The following is a 17,033-nucleotide window of genomic DNA, read 5'->3' as shown; positions in this document are numbered from 1 at the left end:
ATGTACACTCAGGCCCTGGGATAAACGGGCCCGGGAGTATCGTGCCGGGCCGCCATGGCAATGAAGATAGACCTATCCGCCCTGCAGATGCTGGTCGCCGCCGTCGAGGAACGCAGCCTCGCAAAGGCGGGAGAACGCCAGCATCTCGTCACGTCGGCGGCCAGCAAACGCATCGCGGAACTGGAGCGCCAGGTCGGCACGACGCTGCTCGTGCGGCACAACCGCGGCGTGGAGCCCACCCCGGCGGGTGCGGCGCTGTACCACAAGGCCAAAGCCATCCTGAAAAGCGTGCGCACGCTGGAGGACATGTGCGAGGAGTTCTCGCCCGACGGGATTCCGAAGATAAGGCTGGCCGCGAATCGTTCCGCCATCGTACAGTTCCTGCCGACCGACATCCGCGGATTCCAGGCCGGCAGCCCGCGCTCGCGCCTGGACCTGGTCGAAGCCTATAGCGGCGATATCCCACGCATGGTCTCGGACCAGGAAGTGGACATCGGCATCTACCACGCGGCGGGGCCGGCGCCCGGCGTGGTGTCCTACCCATACCGGGTCGATCGCGTCGTCCTCGTGGTGCCGCGCGGCCACCCACTGGCCGAGTCCACGGCGCTGCATCTGGACCAGGCGCGCGCCTACGACTTCCTGGGCTACTTTCCGCGCCATTCCTTCGAGGCGTTCCTGGAGCTGGCCGGTGCGTCGCTGAGCGGCCCGATGAATGTGAAGATCCAGGTTGCCAACTACGAAGCGCGCTGCCGCATGGTGCGCGAAGGCCTGGGCATCGCGGTGATGCCCGAACTGATCGCGGATACGTATCTGGGACTGCTGGGCCTGGTGAAGATACCGTTGCGCGATGCCTGGGCGCAGCGCCAGTTCTATGTGTGCGCGGGTGACCGCGCGCAGATGCGCATGGCCGCCGGCGATCTTTTCGATTTTCTCGTCAAAGTGGGCGTATAGTCCCGCGACAATCCGCCTTCGCCGGGCCCCTGCCGCGGAGGAAGGACGGTGCGGGCCCGCGATACGGCCGGCCCGATGCTGGCGACGCGATCAGAAACCGTAGAGCCGGGCCGGGTTATCCACCAGCACCTGCTTGCGCACGCCCTCTTCCGGCATCCAGTCCGCCAGCAGATTCAACAGGACGCCGTCATCCGGCACCTGGCCTTCCTTGAAGTAATTGATGTGCGGCCAGTCGGTGCCCCACACCAGACGCTCGGCGTTCGCCTTCAACAGCGCCTGGGCGAAGGGCGCGATATCGGGGAACGGCGACCCCACTGCCGTATTGCGATCGGCGCCCGAGATTTTCGTCCAGGCCTTGCCTTCGGCCAGCAGGCGGCACAGGAACTGGAATCCCGCGTCGTCCACGCCGCGCGCGGCATTCATGCGGCCCATGTGGTCGACCACCAGGTCCAGCCCCGGCGCCAGCAAGGTGGGGGCGAGCTCGGGAAGATCCGGGGCGTGGATCCAGATCTGTGCATGCCAGCCGCGCGCCTTCAGGCGCGGCGCCAACGAGATGAAATCCTCGATGCCGACGCCATTGCGATAGACCGCGCGGCCATCGTGCTTGTACAGGTTGAAGCGCGCGCCCCGCACGCCCTGCTCGGACAGCGCGTCCAGTTCGGCATCGCCGATGTCGCCCCGCACGACCGCAACGGCGCGCAGGCGTTCCGGATAGGCGCGCAGCGCCTGCAGGACGTTGCGGTTATCGTCGCCCTGCGCGCTGGCCGTGACCAGCACGCCGCGCGTCAGTCCCAGCCGGTCCAGGTGCGCGATGAAGGCATCCGCGCCATTCTCCGGCGGCGTGTAGCTGCGGTCATCGCTCAGCGGAAACTGGGCGTAAGGACCGAATACATGGGCATGTGCATCACAGGCGCCCGCGGGCACGGCGTAGCGCACGGAGGCAGTTTCGGACACGGGCGGCAAACAGGGCTTGGTCATGGCGCGATCCGCTTATTGAGGTTTCAACACACCGGAAGTCAGCAGCGGTTGCAGCTTGGCTTCCTCACGGGCAAAGAGTTGCGTCGCCTGGTCGATGGTCGAAGGCACGACTTCTGCCCCGACTGCCGTCAACTGGCGCTGCACATCGGGATCGGCCACGGCCTTGGCCAGCGCGTCGTTCAGCACCTGGCGCACCGCCAGCGGCGTGCCCTTGGGCGTCATCAGCGCCGAGTAGGTCACCATCTCGAAATCGGGCTTGCCCATTTCGGCCACGGTCGGAACGTTCGGAAGCTGCGGCACACGCTTGGCGGACGTGACCGCCAGGGCGATCAGGTTGCCGCTGGTGATCTGCGGCTGCGAACTGGTCAACTGGTCGACCATGGCGTCCACCTGATTGCCGAGCAGGTCGGACAGCGCGGGGGCCGACCCCTTGTAGGGTATCGCGTTGATCTGGATGCCGAAGTCCCGCTCCAGCAACAGCGCGGCGATGTGGTTGGTCGTGCCGTTGCCGGCGTGGCTGACCGCGATGTCGCCGGGATGGGCCTTGGCGTACTCGATGAAGCCCTTGAAGTCCTTGATCCCCTGCTTGCTCTTGGTGTTGACCTCGAGCACCGAAGGAACCACCGCCAGCATGCCGACCGCATCGAAGTCGCCCAGCTTGACCTTGGTCCCGGGGACCAGGGTCGGGTTGACGACCAGCGGCACGATGGTCGTGGACAACACCGTGTAGCCGTCCGGCGCGGACCGGGCCACATTGCCGGCGCCGATCGACCCACCGGCGCCGCCGAGGTTCTCCACCACGATCGACTGTTTCAGGTGGCGCCCCATGGCGGCGACGATGGCGCGCGTCGTAATGTCGAGATTGCCGCCGGGCGGATAAGGCACCACCAGCCGGATCGGCTTGTCCGGATAACCCTCTGCGCGGGCCACGGCTGCATGCATGCCCAAGTTGAGGGCGACAACGATCCCCAGCGCTTTGATAGCGCCTTTGAACTGCTTCATTTACGTCTCCGTGCGTGGTCTTGAATGTTTATGTGCGGTACGACGGATCCAGGCGATCCGCCAGGCGCAACAAGGCGGGCCATTCCATCTGGCCGTAAGGACGGCGCGTGCCCGGCTGGTATTGCCGCCACGTCGATTCCTGCACTTCCTTGGAAACCGGGTTGAGCGGCGCGTTGCAGGCCATGGCGGCCAACTGGGCGCGACAGGACACTTCCAGGCGGTGCATCCAGTTGAACGCTTCGCCGATGCTGCGTCCGACGGTAAGCAGGCCGTGGTTGCGCAGGATCAGGGCTTCGTTCTGGCCCAGGTCGCGGCACAGCGACTCCTGCTCGCTCAGGTCCAGCACCACGCCTTCGTAGTCGTGATAGCCGATCTTCAGGAAGCGCATGGAGGTCTGGTTCAGCGGCAGCAGGCCGCAGGCCAGCGACGACACCGCCATGCCTGCCCAGGTATGCGTGTGGATCACGCAGTCGACCTCCGGACGCGCTTCATGGATGGCGCTGTGGATCACGAAGCCGGCCTTGTTCACGCCGTAGGAAAGATGCGGGCCGAAATCAGGCTTGCTGAGGATGTTGCCCTGATGATCGATCTTCAGCAGGCTGGACGCCGTGATCTCCTCGTACAGCAGGCCATAGGCATTGATCAGGAAGCTGCCTTCCTCGCCCGGCACGCGCAACGAGATGTGATTGGCGATCATGTCGGACATGCCGTAGTGCGCCACCAGGCGGTAACAGGCGGCCAGATCGACGCGCGCCTCCCACTCGGCTTCCGAGCACTGCTCTTTCATGGACGATATCTTGAGTTCGTGCTTCATCATGCTCGTCTCCTGCGCAAGCCGTCGATACGGTGGACCGGGATGTCGACCCGGCACTTCACGGCGCCGGGCTGTAAAAAGAGAATGTTACGGGCTGGGCACGAAGCCGGCTTGCCTTTTTGAGAATGCGGCGTTTCCAGCGCTTGGATGGTGCATCGCAGCGACAGCATTGCGTCAGCAGGCACCGGGCGGCGCAAGGACACCCCCGGATGCCGGGCAGTCCACTGCACATGGTGGTTATCGAACGCGAGCGGGCGGGCCCGCCGCGTCCCGCAGATACTGCTCGATGATGTCGCGATACGAGGCATCCGGGGCCAGGCCCAGCCGCGCCGCGCGCGGACTGTCGAAGCGCGCCGGCCAGCCGCCCACGATGCGCGCGATGGCCGGATCGGGCGCCACGCTGACCAGCGCGGCCGTGGCGCTGCCGGCCACCGCTTCCAGCGCATCCAGCATATCCTGCACTGTCACGGTCAGCGCCGGCAGGTTGATCGCCGTGCGACCGCCGAGGGCATCCCGCGCGGCCTGCGCGACGGCGAGAATGCCGGCGACCGTATTGGCAGGCGATGCCAGCGCGACCGGCGTGGAAGGATCGACGGGGCAGACGGCCGGCACGCCGGCCAGCGGCTCGCGGATGATGCCCGACAGGAAACTGGAGGCGGCGCCGTTGGGGCGTCCCGGCCGCACCGACACGGTCATCAGGCGCGCCACGCGGCCGTCGATATGGCCCTTGCGGGTGTATTCGGCCACCATCTGTTCACAGATGAATTTCTGTGCGCCATAGCTGGACTGTGGCGTGGGCAAGGTGTCGTCGCGTATGACCGGAGGCAAGGGGATGCCGGGATCCGAACCGAACACCGCCACCGAGCTGGAGAAAAACAGGATGGGCGCCGTGCCGGTCCGCGCCGCCTGCGCGCGCAGGCCATCCAGCAGGACGCGCGTCGCATCCAGGTTGGAACGCAGCCCGAGGTCGAAGTCGGCCTCGCATTCGGCCGATACCGCCGAGGCGAGATGGAATACCGCATCGGGCGCATCCGCCAGCAAGCGGGGCGCATTTGCAAGCAGGTCGCCGACGTCCACGGCGACCCGGGTGTCGGCAATGACGTCGGGATGCGTGGGCGCCACCCGGTCGGCCAGGATCAGGCGTTCGATCGGCTCGCCGCGGAAACGGCCCAGGTGCAACAGCGCGCGCGCCAGTTGCGTTCCCAGGAATCCGGCGCCTCCAGTGATCAGTATCTTCATGGCTTCATGCTCCCTGGCGGTCGGACCGGGCGGCGCGCAGCCAGCCCAGGCCGGCACGCGTCGCTCCGGCGGGACGGTACTCGCAGCCGATCCAGCCCTCGTACTGCAGCGCGTCCAGCACCCGGAAGAGATGGGGGTAGTTGACTTCGCCAGCGTCGGGCTCGTGGCGGTCCGGCACGCCGGCGATCTGGATATGCCCGACACGACCGGTGGGAATGTACTGGCGGATGCGCATTTCCAGGTCGCCCTCCACGATCTGGCAGTGGTAGAGATCCATCTGCACCTTCAGGTTGGGCGCGCCGATCTCGCCGGCGATCGCATGCGCGTCGGCCTGCCGATTCAGGTAGTAGCCCGGGATATCGCGCGTGTTGATGGGTTCGATCAGCACGTCCCGGCCGGCCGACGCCGCCGCCTCGGCCGCCCACGCGAGGTTGCGTACATAGGTGTCGCGCAGTTGGCGCGGGTCCGCTTCGCGCGGCGCGATGCCGGCCATGACGTGTACCCGCGGGCATGCCAACGCCTCGGCATACTCCAGCGCACGCCCGATCGCGTCGCGGAACTCGGCATCACGGCCGGGCAGGCAGGCGATTCCGCGTTCGCCGGCGTCCTCCCGGCCCGGAGGCGCGTTGAACAGCACCTGGGACAGGCCCGCGTCGCGCAGGCGGGCGGCCAGTTCGGATGCCGGCCAGGCGTACGGAAACAGGTACTCCACCCCCTTGAAGCCGTCTTCCGCGGCCGCCTGGAAACGCGCCAGGAAGTCGTATTCGGTGTACAGCATGCTCAGGTTCGCTGCGAACTTGTCCATCGTCCCTCCTTCTGTTGCCACCCCTTCGCCCATGGCGGGCGACAGGTCCTGTCTGGTTGCATACCCGGCCCGGGCCCGCACGGCCTACCACTGCGCGCCCAGGTGACGGCGCAGTTCCTCGATGCGCGCCTCGTCCAGCGGCGCCGCACGGCAATCGCTCATCAACCAGAGGGCGGCGGTTTCCTCGAGTTCTTCGAGCACGGCCATCGCCCCGACAGGCGTTTCGTGCCATACCTGCGGGCCGAGGCGCTCGCACATGACCGCGCGCAGCACCCGGCCCGCTTCCGCGTGACGGGCGATGAGGCTCGCCACGTGCTCGGCGACATCGGGATCGCCCGGCCGGCGATACGGAATCAAGGGCACATGCCCCACCTTCATCACCTGGTACGGCGTCAGCGGGGGCAGGATATCGGTGTCGCGCCACACGCCGCGCAAGGTCAGGGCGACCAGGTGGCGGGAATGCGTGTGCAGCACGCAGCCCGCCGCTGGAGCCGCCTGGTATATCCGGCGGTGCAGCGCCAGCGTCTTGCTGGCCCGGTCGCCCGAACGCTGCCTGCCGTCATCGTCCACCCAGGCGAGCCGCGCCGGATCGAGCGAGCCCAGGCACGCATCGGTCGGCGTAATCAGGAAGCCGCCGCCCGCGTCGGCGGGCACCCGGGCACTGATATTGCCCGTCGTGCCATGCACATAGCCGCGCGCGTACAGGCTGCGCCCGGTATGGCATAGCGCTTCACGCAGGGTCTGCAGATCGGTCTCCATCGCGTTCTCGTGCTCCGGTTCCTGGGGCGGCCTTCAGCACAGTAGGGAAAAGGCGCGCGCGAAGAAATCGTCCGCGCCGAAATTGCCGGACTTCAACGCCACATGGAGCGACGGGACCGCCGCGTCGGCGCCCGCGGCGTGGCACCAGGGCACACCGGGATCGATCTGCGGGCCGATGCGCAGGCGCGCCAGCTCCAGGGCCTGGACGCAGGCACCGGAGGTCTCGCCGCCCGCCACCACGAGTTGCCGTACGCCCGACGCCACCAAGCCTTGCGCGACGGCCGCCAACGCCTCTTCCACAAGTTCGCCCGCGCGCTGCACACCCACGGCTTGCTGCGCACGCCGCACGGCGTCGGGCGTCGCCGTCGAATAGACGAGCACCGGACCTTCCTGCAGCCGGGGGCGCGCCCAGTCCAGCGCGCGGGCCACCTCGTCCTGGTGCCGCGCCAGTTGCAAGGGATCGATGGCCAGCGCGGCGCCGCCTGCTTGGATGTAGTGCCGGACCTGCCGCAACGTAGCCTGCGAGCAACTGCCCGATACGATGGCGCGCTGGCCCTGCGGCGCGGGCAGGCGCTCCGCCGCGGGCGACGGTTGCAGCCCGAAGTTTCCGGGCAGGCCCAAGGCCAGGCCCGATCCACCGGTCACCAGCGGCAGGTCACGGACGGCGGCGCCCAGGCGCAACAGGTCCTCATTGGACACGGCGTCCGCGATGGCAATGCGAACGCCGGCGCCGCGCAACGCGTCGATACTCGCGCGCAATGCCGGGCCGCCCGCCGCCACCGCCCGATGGTCGATGAGGCCGACCTGGCCGCGGCACTGCGCCTGCAGCACACGCACCAGATTGGCGTCGGTCATCGGTGTCAAGGGGTGGTCACGCATGCCGCTTTCGCTCAACAGGACATCGCCGACGAACAGGTATCCCTTGAACACCGTGCGCTGGTTGTCCGGGAAGGCCGGCGTGGCGATCGCGAAATCGGCGCCCAGCGCCTGCATCAGCGCCTCGGCCACGGGGCCGATGTTGCCGCGCGGCGTGCTGTCGAACGTGGAGCAGTACTTGAAGTAGATCTGGGTGGCCCCGTGCGCGCGCAGCCACTCCAGCGCGCGCAGCGAAAGGGCAACGGCCTGCTCCGGCGGCGTCGTGCGCGACTTCAGCGCCACCACCACCGCGTCGGCATCCTGGGCGGCCGACGCGTCATCCGGCACACCGATGGTCTGCACCGTCCGCATGCCGGCGCGTACGAGATTGTTGGCCAGGTCGGTGGCGCCGGTGAAATCATCGGCGATGCAACCCAGGCGCATCATGGCGCATCTCCAGGCAAGGTGATGCCGGGAAATATCTTGATCACCGCGCTGTCGTCTTCGGCGGCATGGCCGCTGGTCGAGGCCTGCATGAACATCTGGTGCGCCGTCGCCGACAGCGGCAAGGGGAATTTGCTGGCGCGCGCCATGTCCAGCACGAGCCCGAGGTCCTTGACGAAGATGTCCACCGAGGACAGCGGCGTATAGTCGGCGGCCAGCACGTGGGCCATGCGGTTCTCGAACATCCAGCTGTTGCCCGCGCTGTGCGTGATGACCTCGTACAGCGCCTGCGCATCGACCCCTGCGCGCAGGCCCAGCGCCATGGCTTCGGCGGCCGCCGCGATGTGCACGCCCGCCAGCAATTGATTGATGATCTTGACCTTGCTGCCCGCGCCGGCGCGGTCGCCCAGCTTGTACACGCGCGCCGCCATGGCATCGAAGAGGTGCTCGCATTTGGCGTAGGCCTGGGGCCGGGCGGCCGTCATCATGGTGATTTCGCCGCTGGCCGCGCGCGCGGCGCCGCCGGAAATGGGCGCATCCACATACAGCAGTCCCCTATCGGCCAGACGCGTCTCCAGGGCGGCCGACCAGTCCGGGTCCACCGTGGAGCACATGACGAACACGGCGCCCGGCGCCATGGCCGTCCCGCACCCGAGCTCGCCGAAAAGAACCTCCTCGGTCTGTGCGGCGTTGACCACCACCGATATGATCACTTCGCAATGGCGCGCCAGGTCCGCGGCGCTTTCATGGGCATGGCCGCCCTCGCGGGCGAACGCCGCGGCGACGTCCAGCCTGGCATCGTGCACATGCACGTCGTGGCCAGCGCGGCGCAAGGAACGCGCCATGCCTCCGCCCATCGCGCCCAGGCCGATCACGCCTACGGGCTGTTTGCTCATTGCCACCTCCTCGTTCTTCTGCATCCGCCGCCCGGACACGGCGGTGCTGCGCGATCCGGGACGCGGCCCGCGGCGGGCGCGGACCGGATGGATGTCAAACGTACCACGGCGCCTGGATCAGCGGTTGCGACGCGAGCCGCCATGGCGGGCCAGCCGCGCGGACGCCGGGCATCAGGATAAAGCCGGGAACCTGTTCGGCATCTGAAGGCTGCACTTCCGATGTTCCGATGGCTGGCGGGCCAGGCGGCCGTCAGGCAGCCTTGCCCAGACCCAGATAGCTTTCCACCACGCGCGGATTACCTGCCAGTTCCGTGGCCGGCCCGGACAGGACGACCTCGCCGGTTTCCAGTACATAGCCCTCGTCGGCCACTTGCAAGGCGGCGCGGGCGTTCTGCTCCACCAGCAGGATCGATACGCCGGCCTGGCGCAGCCGCGCGATGATGTGGAAGATCTCCCGCACGATGCGCGGCGCCAGGCCCAGGCTGGGTTCGTCCAGCATCAGCAGTCGCGGCTTGGCCATCAGGGCCCGGCCCACCGCCAGCATTTGCCGTTCGCCGCCGGACAAGGTGCCGGCCTGCTGGGTCCGGCGTTCCCTGAGCCTGGGAAACAGTTCATAAACGTCCTGCATGCTGTCGCGCCATCCCGCTTCGCGCATGCGGTAGCGCCGGAAGCCGCCCAACAGTAGATTGTCTTCCACCGACATGCTGGCGAACAGTTCGCGTCGTTCCGGCACCAGCGACATGCCGGCGGCCACGCGGCGCTCCACCGGCCACCCCGATACCGGCTGGCCGGCGAAATGCACGCCGCCCACCGCCTGCCCGGTAATGGGCAAGGCACCCATGATGGCATTGAGCATCGTGGACTTGCCCGCACCGTTGGCGCCGATGACCGTGACGATGCTGCCCGCCGGGACATTCAGCGATACCGGCGACAGGGCCGTGACCTTGCCGTAGCGCACGGCAAGGCCCTCTACCCGCAACAGCGGCGCCTCATGGCCGGCTCCGGAGGAGGCGGTCGTGGCGCCACCGCCCGTCGCCGGGAATACCGCGGCATCGCTCATCGGATGTCTCCCTTGGTGGCCACATCGAGGGTGGTGACGGACGAAGCCTGCGCGGAGGCGGATGCGGAGGCGGCGCCTGTATGCGCCGGCGCGGGCGCCGCCGCGTCATCATCGTCCAGCCCGCCCAGGTAGGCTTCCAGGACGGCAGGATTGCGCTGGATGTCGACGGGCACGCCTTCGGCCAGCTTGGTGCCGAAGTCCATGACGACCAGGTGATTGGTCAGCCGCATGACGAAGTCCATATCGTGTTCCACCAGCAGAATGCTCATGCCCTCGTCGCGCAACTGCTCCAGCACTTGCGCCAGCGCCTGCTTTTCCTTGTAGCGCAATCCCGCGGCCGGCTCGTCGAGCAGCAGCAGGATAGGGTCTCCGGCCAGCGCACGCGCGATTTCCAGGATGCGTTGCTGCCCGAGGGCCAGATTGCCCGCCTGCTCGTACAGGCAGTCGCCCAGGCCGACGCGCTGCAACTGCCGCGCCGCCTCATACAACAGGCTGGCCTCGCGCCCGCGCTCGATGTGCAGCGCGCCGGCCAGGACGCCCACGTCCGCCCGCAGATGCGCACCCAGCGCGACGTTCTCCAGTACCGTCATGCCGGGCAGCAGTTGTACGTGCTGGAAGGTCCGACCCACGCCGCGCCGCGCGATGTCGCGCGCGGACAGCGTTTCGATGCGTTCCCCCATGAAGCTGACGCCACCGCGGGTGGCGGGCAGCACGCCGGTGATCAGGTTGAAGGTCGTGCTCTTGCCCGCGCCGTTGGGACCGATCAGCCCCATGATCTCGCCGGCACGCACCTGGAAGGAAATATCGTTGACCGCAACCAGGCCACCGAAGGTCTTGCGGATGGCCTGGACATCCAGCACGCACTCGCCTGTCGCAGGTCGGGCACGGCGCGGCAGCTGGGCCGCCACGGGCGGCGGCGGGCCATCGCGGCGGCCGGCCTGCCCGCCCGCGAGACGGCGCCACCCCGCGACCAGCATGGGCCATACGCCATCGCGGGCGTGCTGCAGCATCAGGATCAACAGGATGCCGAAGACGATCAGCTCGAAATTGCCGGTGGTGTTCAGCAGGTGCGGGAGGACGTTCTGGATCTGGTCCTTCAGCAGCAGGATGATGGCCGAACCCAGCAAGGCGCCCCATACGTACGCGGCGCCGCCCACCACCGCCATGAACAGGTATTCGATGCCGTAGTTCAGGCCGAAGGGGCTGGGGCTGACGGCCCGCTGCATGTGGGCATACAGCCAACCCGAGACGCAGGCGAGCAGCGCCGCGTAGACGAAGATGACGACCTTGTACCGGCCCGTGTTCACGCCCATGGATTCGGCCATGCCCGCCCCGTTGCGCAGCGCGCGGATGGCCCGGCCCGGGCGCGAGTCCAGCAGATTGCGGGTAGCCCACACCGCCAGCAGCGCCAGCAGCCAGATCAGGTAATAGATGTGGCGACCGCTGGCCAGCGACACGCCGAAGACCTCCAGCGGGGCAATCCCGGCGATGCCGTCATGCCGCCCCAGCGCGTCCACCGTGCCGTAGAGGTAGAACAAGGCCAGGCACCACGCGATGGTGCCCAAGGGCAGATAGTGCCCGGACAGTCGCAGCGTGACTGCCCCCAGCATCCAGGCGATCGCCGCCGTCAACACCAGGCCGGCCAGCAGCGCCAGCCATGGGGACCAGGCCTGCGCGGTCGTCAGCCAGGCGGTGCTGTACGCGCCGATTCCGACGAAGGCCGCCTGGCCGAATGAAGTCAAGCCGCCCACGCCGGTCAGCACCACGAGTCCCAGCACCACCAGGCTGGCCAAGCCGATGTAATTCAACTGCGTGATCCAGAATTCCGGCGTCTGCGGCAGCAGCGGCAGCGCCGCCAGGATCAGGACGAATATCGCAACGGGCAGGCGACGGCGCGCGGAGGTCTTCATGTCGCGCCCTTATTCCTCGGCGTCCGTATGCTTGCTGCGCAGCGACAGCCACAGCAGCACCGGGATGATCAGGGTGAACACGATCACTTCCTTGTAGGCGCTGGCCCAGAACGAAGAGAACGATTCCAGCAGGCCGACCAGCAGCGCACCGGCCGCCGCGACCGGATAGCTGGCCAGCGCGCCGATAATCGCGCCGACGAAACCCTTCAGCCCGATGAGAAAGCCGGTGTCGTAATAGATGGTGGTCACAGGGGCGATCAGCATGCCGGAGACTGCGCCCATCAGGGCCGCCAGCGTGAAGGTAATGCTGCCCGAGATATCGCTGCTGATGCCCACCAGCCGGGCCCCGCGCCGGTTCACCGCGGTGGCGCGCAGGGCGCGGCCATAGAGCGTCTTGCCGAAGAACAGCCACAGGGCAATGATCAGGATCGCCGAGGTCGCCACGACGAACAGGCTCTGCGCCGACCAGGACATGGCGCCGAACTCCACCTGCCCGCTGACGAAGGCGGGCGTGCGCCACCCTTCGGCGCCGAAGAACAGCAGACCCAGCCCGACCAGGACGAAATGCACCGCCACGGAGACGATGAGCAGCACCAGCACGGTCGCCTCGGCCAGAGGCCGGTAGACGATGCGGTACACCATGGGTCCCATCGGTACGATCAACAACAGGGTCAGCAGCATGTTGCGCCACAGCGGCGTATCGGCGCCGGTGAGCCGCACGGTGACCCAGTACAACAGCGCGGGCAGGAGCACGCAGGCCAGGAAGGATTTGGGCAGGGCCGCTGCGTTGCGCGTGCGCCAGGCGCGGCCCAGTTCCAGCAGGAACACCACGCCGCCCAGGAGGGGCAGGAGGTAAGCCGTGCCCGGGAGCTTGCCGTCCACCAGCATCGCCAGCGTCAACGCGCCAAAGGCGACGAACTCCCCCTGCGGAATGAAGATCACCCGCGTGACGGCGAACACCAGCACCAGGGCCATGCCCAAAAGGGCATAGATGGCGCCGGTCACGACGCCATCCTGCAGCAGGATCAGAGCGATCGAGGAGTCCATCGAAGGGTGCTGCAGCCTACAGCCCGGGCTGGTACACCCACTTGCCACCCTGGACCTTGACCATGACGCGGGCGCGCTTGTCAAAGCCGGCGTGGTCGGTGGCGCTCATATTGAATACGCCTTGCGACACGGCCAGGTTGTGCACGCCTTCGAGCGCGTCGCGCAACGCGGCACGGAATTCCGGCGTGCCCGGCTTCGCCTTCTTGAGCGCCTCCGGTACCGCCGCCAGGACCAGTTGCCCGGCATCCCACATATGGCCGCCGAAGGTGCTGACCGAGCCGGCGCCGTAGGCTTTTTCATAGGCAGCGACGTAGGCGAGCGCGGACTTCTTCACCGGGTTGTCGTCCGGCAGTTGTTCGGCGACCAGCAACGGGCCGGCGGGCAGCAGCATGCCTTCGCAGTCCTTGCCGCAGACGCGCAGGAAGTCGCCATTGGCCACGCCGTGCGTCTGGTAGATCAGGCCGCCGTAATTGCGGGCGCGCAGTTCTTTCTGCGGCAGGGCCGCGGGCGTGCCCGAGCCAGCGATCAGCACCGCATCCGGACGCGCACCGACCAGCTTCAGGACCTGGCCCGTGACGCTGGTGTCGGTACGCCCGTATTTTTCGGTGGCGACCAGCTTGATGCCTTTTTTCTCCGTCGCGTTCCGGATTTCCTGCAGCCAGCTATCGCCGTAGGCGTCCGAGAAACCGATGAAGCCCAGCGTCTTCACCTTCGCCTTTTCCATGGCGTCGGCCAGGGCGCTGGCCATCAGGGCATCGTTCTGGGGGGTCTTGAAGGCCCACTTGCGGGCGCCTTCGACCGGATCGACGATCTTCACGCTGGCGGCGACACTGATCATCGGCGTCTGGGTTTCCCCCGCCACGTCCACCATGGCCAGGGACCCGGGCGTCACGGAGGTGCCGATCACCACATCGACGTTGTCGTCGCTGATGAACTTGCGCGCGTTCTTCACCGCCTGGGTCGTATCGGTGGCGTCGTCCAGCACGATCCAATCGATCTTCTGGCCGGCCACTTCCTTGGGCAGCAAGGCGACGGTGTTGCGCTCCGGAATGCCCAGCGACGCGGCCGGGCCGGTGGTGGCCAGTGTCACGCCGACCTTGATCTGCGCATGCGCCACCAGGGGCAAAGCCAGGAGCAGCCCCGCGGCGAACGTCCGGGCCTTATGCTTGGATTGCATCATGTGAGTCTCCAGAGAGGCCCGTGCCTTGCGCCGGGCGACAGCTTATGAATAGGTGTTCGGGAAGGTATACAGAAAATCGGATTATAGGTTTAAAACCGTATCAAATAACCCATCCAAAAGGGTCGGGCGGGCATATCGATGGACGGTTGTGCCGCCTTGGAGAGCTCGCATACCGCTCCCCGCGGCCGGGGCGATTATTGCGCCCCGGCGAATGACCACACGCGGCGCACCCGCTGCGACACGATTGCCGCCAGCACGGCTTTCGCCACGTCGCCCGGCACGAACACCGCCATCGCCAGCGCCGCCTTGCCCAGCGTCATGCCGGTCACGGCGGCCAGCCATGGTATGCCGACGGCATAAACCACCACCAATCCCCCGCCCAGCGCGGCGAGCAGGTAGCCCAGCAGCGCCCGGACCGTGGACGATTCCGCCCTTGCGACCCGGCCCGCGATCCAGCCGCATACCGCGGCGCCGATCAGCATGCCGAGCAGGAAACCACCGGTCGGCCCGGCATACACGCCCAGTCCGCCGCGCCCCCCCGGCAGAACCGGCAAGCCGATCGCCGCCAACAGCAAATACAGGCCCACGGCCGCCGCGCCGCGCGCCGGCCCCAGCATGCATCCGGCCAGCATCACCCCCAGCGCCTGCAAGGTGACGGGAACCGGCAATGCCGGCACCGGAATCGGAGGCGCCAGGCTGAGCACCACGATGAAAGCAGCGAACATGGCGACGGTAACGGTGTCTTTGGTGCGCATGCGCGCTCTCCTGTACGGGTCTTCGATCAACCGCCGCGCGCGTCTATCGCGTCGGCCACTTCATCGGCGCGCTTGAGCGTGCGCACCAGCAGGGGCACGGCCAGCGCCAGGGCATTGCGTCCCAGGCCGCGGGCGGCCTGGGCTTCGCGGATATCCTGGTAGTTGCGCCAGATTTCCGGTATGAACCGCAGCGTCAGGGCCAGCGCCAGGGCGACGCGGCCGGCGTCGATCCACCCCAGCTTCTCCAGCGGACGCAACGCCCGCTCGCAGACCGCGATCAGCGCGGTGGTACGTGTGGTCAGCGTGACCGCCAACGCCAGGCCGACCAGCGTGCCGACCCTGAGCAGCATTTCCGCCGCGCGCGACGGACCTTCGAAATACCAGCTGAATGCCGCGACCACCGCCAGCACCGGCACCAGTGCGCGCAGGTGGCCCCATACCGTACGCGCACTTGCGCCAGAGGACGCAACCAGCAGCGCGGACACGACGCAGGCGGCGCCCAGCACGTCAAGGCGATGCACGGCGAACAACGCCATCCCCGCGGCCACGAGAATTGCGAGCTTGGCGCCGGCAGGCGCCCGATGCAGCGCGCTGCGGCCGTCCGTGTAGAGCGGCTCCATCATGCGCAATGCTCCCGATACCAGCGCAGCGCGGCGGCCGGCGTGCCGTCCGCGGCCACACGCCCCTCGCTGATGACCAGCACCCGGTCGAAGTCGTCCAGCAATTCCAGGTCATGAGTGACGACGATGGCGGCGCAATCGAGCTGCGCGATGGCGGCACGCACCCGGTTGCGGTTGCGCAGATCCAGTTGCGTGGTCGGCTCATCGAACACCACCATCTTCGGTTGCATGACCAGCACCGCGGCCAAGGCCACGAGCTGGCACTCGCCGCCGGACAACGTATGGCTGGCACGGTCCGCCAGATGGCCGACGCCCAGCGCGTCCAGTTGGGCGGCCGCCCGCGCCTGCCTCAGGGCCTTGTCCGGAACCCGGCTTTTCAGGCCGAATTCCATGTCTTCGCGTACGATCGGAAAGACAATCTGGTTCTCCGGGTTCTGGAATACGAAACCCACATCGCGGCGCACCATGCGCGTCGCCTCGCGCGTGTCGTTGCCATTGACGCGCACCGCGCCGCTGGACGGCAGGACCAGTCCATTGATCAGGCGCGCGAAGGTGCTCTTGCCGGCTCCGTTGGGCCCGACGATGCCGATACGGCGTTCGGACAGCACCGCGCTCACCCCATGCAGGATTTCCGCCCGGGGCGTCTTCACGACGGCCTGATCAAACTCGATTAACATGGGGCGCGATTATGCCCGAACCTATGTCCCGCTTCGGACTCTAAAGCAGATATGGAAAAAGTACGCAAAACCGACGCCGAATGGCGCGCCGTGCTGTCCCCGGAGGAATTCTTCGTCACCCGCCAAAAAGGGACGGAAAGGGCCTTCACCGGGCGCTATTGGGACACCACGACGCCCGGTATCTATCGCTGCGTTGCCTGCGGTACTGCCCTGTTCGCTTCCGACACCAAATTCGACGCGGGTTGCGGCTGGCCCAGCTATTACGAGGCCCTGGGCCCCGACCTGGTCAGGGAAGAGCGCGACACCAGCCATGGCATGGTGCGCACCGAAGTATTGTGCAACGTGTGCGATTCCCATCTCGGCCACGTTTTTCCAGACGGTCCGCCGCCGACCGGCAGGCGCTATTGCATCAACTCCCTCGCAATGAAATTCGAACCCGCTGAAGAATGAAGAAGTTCCTGTTCGACCTCTTTCCGCTGCTGCTGTTTTTTATCGCGTACCGCTACGCCGGCATATATACGGCGACCGCGGTCGCCATTACGGCTTCGATCCTGCAGATCCTGTGGCTGAAGCTCACCGGGCGGCCCATCGAGGGCATGCACTGGATCAACCTCAGCGTGATCGTGATATTCGGCGGCGCCACGCTGTGGCTGCACAGCGATGTCTTCATCAAATGGAAGCCCACGGTACTGTATTGGCTGTTCGGCGGCGCGCTGCTGATCGGGCGCTGGGTATTCAAGCGCAATCTCATACGGCGGTTGCTGGACAAGCAGATCGCCATGCCCGAACCTGTATGGGACAAGCTCAACGCCATCTGGGCGCTGTTCTTCCTGGCGGCCGGCGCTGTCAACCTGTATGTCGCCTTCTCCGGCCATTTTTCCGAATCGGAATGGGTCACCTTCAAGGCATTCGGCCTGATGGGGCTGATGATCGTCTTCGTCATCGCGCAGTCCGTGTGGCTGGGCCGGCACCTGCAGGCGCCCGCGGGCGCCGGCGAGCCGGGCGACAAGCCGGGCGGCAACGGCGGCCAACCCTGAGTAT

18 protein-coding genes are annotated in these 17,033 nt (G+C 67.2%); 3 read left to right on the top strand and 15 right to left on the bottom strand.

Translation table 11 applies throughout. The annotated features are described in order from the left end of the window. Positions 1-60: 60 nt before the first annotated feature. Positions 61-951, top strand: coding sequence for a LysR family transcriptional regulator (locus BAU07_RS07815; protein WP_066655658.1), 891 nt, complete (start codon positions 61-63; stop codon positions 949-951). Positions 952-1,041: 90 nt separating this feature from the next. Here the strand turns inward: BAU07_RS07815 and BAU07_RS07810 are convergent, their stop codons facing one another. The 15 genes from BAU07_RS07810 to BAU07_RS07740 form a co-directional block, all read right to left on the bottom strand. Beyond that, on the bottom strand, positions 1,042-1,929 hold the full coding sequence (locus BAU07_RS07810; protein ID WP_084025489.1) for an amidohydrolase family protein: 888 nt from the start codon (positions 1,927-1,929) through the stop codon (positions 1,042-1,044). A gap of 12 nt (positions 1,930-1,941) precedes the next feature. After that, entirely contained in the window at positions 1,942-2,931 is a 990-nt protein-coding gene (locus BAU07_RS07805; protein WP_066655655.1) for a Bug family tripartite tricarboxylate transporter substrate binding protein, read from the bottom strand. Between the two features lie 28 nt (positions 2,932-2,959). Next, on the bottom strand, positions 2,960-3,748 hold the full coding sequence (locus BAU07_RS07800; RefSeq protein ID WP_066655651.1) for a class II aldolase/adducin family protein: 789 nt from the start codon (positions 3,746-3,748) through the stop codon (positions 2,960-2,962). 234 nt (positions 3,749-3,982) lie between these two features. Beyond that, entirely contained in the window at positions 3,983-4,984 is a 1,002-nt protein-coding gene (denD, locus tag BAU07_RS07795) for a D-erythronate dehydrogenase (RefSeq protein WP_066665030.1), read from the bottom strand. A gap of 4 nt (positions 4,985-4,988) precedes the next feature. Then, positions 4,989-5,789 (bottom strand): 2-oxo-tetronate isomerase, encoded by an 801-nt coding sequence (gene otnI / locus BAU07_RS07790; protein WP_066655650.1) that lies wholly within the window; start codon positions 5,787-5,789, stop codon positions 4,989-4,991. A gap of 84 nt (positions 5,790-5,873) precedes the next feature. Continuing rightward, positions 5,874-6,548: a class II aldolase/adducin family protein gene (locus tag BAU07_RS07785; protein ID WP_066655649.1), complete on the bottom strand. Its 675-nt coding sequence runs from the start codon at positions 6,546-6,548 to the stop codon at positions 5,874-5,876. 33 nt (positions 6,549-6,581) lie between these two features. After that, positions 6,582-7,850 carry a 3-oxo-tetronate kinase gene (gene otnK / locus BAU07_RS07780; protein ID WP_066655646.1) on the bottom strand — a complete coding sequence of 423 codons (1,269 nt, stop codon included), beginning with the start codon at positions 7,848-7,850 and terminating at the stop codon, positions 6,582-6,584. After that, on the bottom strand, positions 7,847-8,743 hold the full coding sequence (gene ltnD / locus BAU07_RS07775; protein ID WP_084025487.1) for an L-threonate dehydrogenase: 897 nt from the start codon (positions 8,741-8,743) through the stop codon (positions 7,847-7,849). The genes otnK and ltnD overlap by 4 nt, the downstream gene beginning before the upstream one ends. 250 nt (positions 8,744-8,993) lie before the next feature. Beyond that, positions 8,994-9,803, bottom strand: a complete 810-nt coding sequence (locus BAU07_RS07770) for an ABC transporter ATP-binding protein (protein WP_084025485.1) — start codon at positions 9,801-9,803, stop codon at positions 8,994-8,996. Further along, entirely contained in the window at positions 9,800-11,713 is a 1,914-nt protein-coding gene (locus tag BAU07_RS07765; protein ID WP_066655642.1) for a branched-chain amino acid ABC transporter ATP-binding protein/permease, read from the bottom strand. Before BAU07_RS07765 ends, BAU07_RS07770 begins: the two co-directional genes overlap by 4 nt. A 9-nt stretch (positions 11,714-11,722) precedes the next feature. Then, entirely contained in the window at positions 11,723-12,760 is a 1,038-nt protein-coding gene (locus BAU07_RS07760; RefSeq protein WP_066655639.1) for a branched-chain amino acid ABC transporter permease, read from the bottom strand. Between the two features lie 16 nt (positions 12,761-12,776). Then, complete coding sequence (locus BAU07_RS07755) at positions 12,777-13,937, bottom strand: ABC transporter substrate-binding protein (protein ID WP_066665026.1); 1,161 nt, start codon at positions 13,935-13,937, stop codon at positions 12,777-12,779. A gap of 197 nt (positions 13,938-14,134) precedes the next feature. Further along, complete coding sequence (locus BAU07_RS07750) at positions 14,135-14,695, bottom strand: biotin transporter BioY (RefSeq protein ID WP_066655634.1); 561 nt, start codon at positions 14,693-14,695, stop codon at positions 14,135-14,137. 26 nt (positions 14,696-14,721) lie between these two features. Further along, the gene (locus BAU07_RS07745; protein ID WP_066655631.1) at positions 14,722-15,318 is read right to left on the bottom strand and encodes an energy-coupling factor transporter transmembrane component T family protein; all 597 of its coding nucleotides are present in this window, start codon (positions 15,316-15,318) and stop codon (positions 14,722-14,724) included. Then, positions 15,315-15,992, bottom strand: coding sequence for an energy-coupling factor ABC transporter ATP-binding protein (locus BAU07_RS07740; protein WP_066655629.1), 678 nt, complete (start codon positions 15,990-15,992; stop codon positions 15,315-15,317). Before BAU07_RS07740 ends, BAU07_RS07745 begins: the two co-directional genes overlap by 4 nt. A 51-nt stretch (positions 15,993-16,043) precedes the next feature. On the opposite strand from BAU07_RS07740, the gene msrB reads away from it, so the two are divergent. After that, positions 16,044-16,442 carry a peptide-methionine (R)-S-oxide reductase MsrB gene (gene msrB, locus BAU07_RS07735; RefSeq protein ID WP_066655627.1) on the top strand — a complete coding sequence of 133 codons (399 nt, stop codon included), beginning with the start codon at positions 16,044-16,046 and terminating at the stop codon, positions 16,440-16,442. Then, a complete protein-coding gene (locus tag BAU07_RS07730) occupies positions 16,439-17,029 on the top strand; it encodes a septation protein A (protein ID WP_066655625.1) in 591 nt (196 codons plus the stop codon). Before msrB ends, BAU07_RS07730 begins: the two co-directional genes overlap by 4 nt. The last annotated feature ends 4 nt before the right edge of the window (positions 17,030-17,033 follow it).

Origin of the sequence: Bordetella flabilis (assembly GCF_001676725.1) — a bacterium.
In the GTDB taxonomy this organism is placed as follows: domain Bacteria; phylum Pseudomonadota; class Gammaproteobacteria; order Burkholderiales; family Burkholderiaceae_B; genus Bordetella_C; species Bordetella_C flabilis.
This window is presented reverse-complemented; position numbering and strand designations above follow the sequence as displayed.